Source organism: Prosthecobacter sp., from assembly GCF_029946185.1.
Taxonomy (GTDB): Bacteria; Verrucomicrobiota; Verrucomicrobiia; order Verrucomicrobiales; family Verrucomicrobiaceae; genus Prosthecobacter.
On the sequence record NZ_JAQSEA010000170.1, the window covers coordinates 1 to 3,131 of the forward strand.

Annotated in this window: 3 protein-coding genes and 1 pseudogene; all 4 read left to right on the forward strand. The window is 59.8% G+C overall.

Annotation, left to right across the window (positions count from 1 at the left end; genetic code table 11):
* Positions 1 to 121 precede the first annotated feature (121 nt).
* Positions 122 to 1,189 (forward strand): 2Fe-2S iron-sulfur cluster-binding protein, encoded by a 1,068-nt coding sequence (locus PSV43_RS14930; protein ID WP_300198803.1) that lies wholly within the window; start codon positions 122 to 124, stop codon positions 1,187 to 1,189.
* A gap of 2 nt (positions 1,190 to 1,191) precedes the next feature.
* Positions 1,192 to 1,935 (forward strand): hypothetical protein, encoded by a 744-nt coding sequence (locus tag PSV43_RS14935; protein WP_300198806.1) that lies wholly within the window; start codon positions 1,192 to 1,194, stop codon positions 1,933 to 1,935.
* Positions 1,932 to 2,696 (forward strand): hypothetical protein, encoded by a 765-nt coding sequence (locus PSV43_RS14940; protein ID WP_300198809.1) that lies wholly within the window; start codon positions 1,932 to 1,934, stop codon positions 2,694 to 2,696. The genes PSV43_RS14935 and PSV43_RS14940 overlap by 4 nt, the downstream gene beginning before the upstream one ends.
* A gap of 6 nt (positions 2,697 to 2,702) precedes the next feature.
* Positions 2,703 to 3,131 (forward strand): annotated as a pseudogene (locus PSV43_RS14945) (glycosidase); the annotation flags it as partial.

Sequence of the window (3,131 nt, forward strand, 5' to 3'; positions counted from 1 at the left end):
TGCTCGCCTTGTATTACTTCAAGATGCGCCGTGCCGCCGCTCTCTTCGGGCGGATCGAGTCAGACGGAGGTTCTCCGCCACCGGGATCGGCACCGCCGCTGGAGGGCAAGCCTGGGGCATCGTGAGCGAAAACCCAACAGCGCCTTTAACCGCGAAGTGGCGGGGCCAGCTCCGCGTCGAGAGCATCATCGACGAAACGCCAGCGGTCAGAACCTTCCGCCTTCGCGCGGCTGGCGACGCGCCATTGCCTTTCACGTTCGTCCCCGGTCAGTTCCTCAATGTCGCGTTCTGGATCGGCGGTGCGCGAATGAATCGCTCGTATTCCATTTCTTCGTCGCCGAACGAGCGCGACTACGTTGATCTGACCATCAAGCGCGAGCCGCGTGGTGCCGTCTCGCGGCACATTGTTGATCTGCTCAAGGTCGGCGACGTGATCGAAGCGGGCGGCCCCGTGGGCAAATTCACGTTCAACGGCACCGAGGCAGAGAGCGTCGTCCTCCTCTCGGCAGGTGTCGGCATCACGCCCATGACAAGCATCGCGCGCTATCTCACGGAGCAGTCATGGCCCGGCGACATCTTTTTCATCTACTCCTGCCGCACGGAAGCCGACTTCATGTTTCAAAAGGCCCTCGCGGAACTGGAGCATCGCAATCCGAAGCTGCACGTCGTGGTCACAATGACGAAGGCGGGGCCGGACTGGAAAGGACCGCGCGGACGCCTCACCAAAGAGTTGCTCACCGGCGCGGTTCCTGATCTTGCCAAGCGGCGAGTTCACGTCTGCGGGCCGCCGACGATGATGGATGGAGCGAAGGCGCTCCTTATCGAGATCGGCGTCTCTCCCGACAACCTCAAGACCGAGGCGTTCGGCGCGGTCAAACCCGCTCCTGCCGCGCCCGGCCTCACTGCCAAACCATCCGTCATTGCGACGGGCCTGCTGGTCACATTTTCGACGAATAACAAGTCCGCCAAGATTCACGAGGGACAGACCATTCTCGAACTCTCCGAAGAACTCGGCATCGGCATCGAGAACTCCTGCCGCGTGGGCACTTGTGGCATCTGCAAGGTGAAGATGACGAGTGGTGAAGTGGACCAAGAGGTGCAGGATTCGCTCGATGATGATGACAAGAAAAATGGCATCATCCTTGCCTGCCAGGCGAAGCCCAAAACCGAGGTCACCGTGGAGGCATAACCATGAAAAACCGCGAACGCTTCATCGTCAGCAGCATCTTTGCAGTGCTTATGTTTGGCTGGCTCGGCTTCCTCCTGCATGTCTCATCGGACTTCGCGGGCAGCGGCCTTGGCGCGGTGTTCGGCATCTCGGGAGCCGTGCTCATGCTCGTCCCCCTCGTCTATGTCTTCATGAAGCGCATCCCATTCTTCAAGGAGCACTTCATCAAATACGTTTCGTTGCAGACGTGGCTGACGATCCACATCTACACCGGCATCGTTGGCGCGCTGCTCGCGCTCATTCACACCGGACACAAATACAACAGCCCGCTCGGCATCGCACTCACCGCGACCATGCTGCTCGTCGTCGTGACTGGCTATGTGCTGCGCTATCTGACTCCCTTTGTGAACCTCGACATGAAGGACAAGCTGCTACTCTTGCAAACCGCAAGGGGTGATCTCGACAGCGCATGGGGCGTATTGGAGAAGTCTGCCGCTGAAAAAAAAGGTCTGCCAAAGGCACCATTGCTAACCGCTGGCTTGGATTCACTCGGACTGTCGTTTGCCTCCGACAGTCCAGCAGGCCAAGTCACCACGCTGGCCGTAGGCGTGGCGGATTTGGAGTATTCGATTCGCACGCACGAGCTGCTGAAGCGCTGGTTTGCGCGCGCGCTGACGGCCCACATCGTTCTCTCGGTGGCCATGTATGCGCTGCTCGCGGCGCACATCGCGGCAGGCATTTACTTTGGATTGAGGTGGCTGCCATGACCAAGCTCATCCTCACCATTGCACTCATCATTGCCGGAGTCGCAGCGGCGACGCTCGCCGTGCTGCATTTCCCACGCGCCCAGGTCGTGGCGCAGCGTGCGGTCATGCCAGGCCAACTCTCGCAGCCGCACGCTTTTCTCGAAACCAACTGCGCTGCGTGCCACACGCCAGTGAAGGGTGTCGAGGCAAAAAACTGCACCGTCTGCCACGCTGATAACAAGACCGTGCTGGAACGCCAGCCCAGCGCCTTCCACGGCGACATTGGCTCATGCACTGAGTGCCATCTGGAACACCAAGGCCGAGTCGTGGGCACGACAAAAATGGATCACGTCGCACTCGCGCGCATCGGCCTGAAACAGCTTCCTGCCACCAACGATTCATCGCGTGCCGCACTGATTGCCTGGCTTAAACAAAGCGACGCCCCACCACTCAACCCTCATCTGCAACGCGAGGAATCGCTGCTCAACTGCGCAACGTGCCACCAGACGAAGGACCGGCACGTCGGTCTCTTTGGCAATGATTGCGCGCAATGCCACGCCACCGTTAAGTGGACGTTGCCGGAATTCCGCCACCCATCAGCGGCCTCCCAATCGTGCGCCCAATGCCACCAAGCCCCGCCGAGCCACTACATGATGCACTTCCAAATGATCTCCATGAAAGTCGCCTGCAAGCCCAACGCGCAAGTGAACCAGTGCTTCCTCTGCCATCAAACAACCTCGTGGAACGACATCAAAGGCGTCGGCTTCTATAAGCACCACTGAGCCATGATGAGTGACTTTCAAATGCAGCGCTTCGGCGTGGTGATGGAACCAGAGCCGGGCAATCCGCTGGAGGCAGGAGGTGTGCTGAACCCCGCCGCCGTTCGTGGCCCAGATGGGCAGCTTTACTTGTTTCCTCGGCTGGTTGCAGACGGTAACTTCTCTCGCATCGGCATCGCGCGAGTGCAGTTCGATAAGGACGGAGATCCGGTCGGAGTCGAGCGCCTCGGTATCGCACTGGAGCCTGAAACCAACTACGAACTGCGCGCCGATGGCAGTGGCGGCTGCGAAGACCCACGCATCACCTTTGTCGAGCCGTTGCAGAAGTATGTGATGACCTACACCGCGTTGTCTTCACGCGGACCGCGCATCGCGTTCGCCCTGTCGGATGACTTGTTTCATTGGGAGCGCATGGGGCTGGCGATCTTCATGCCTTAT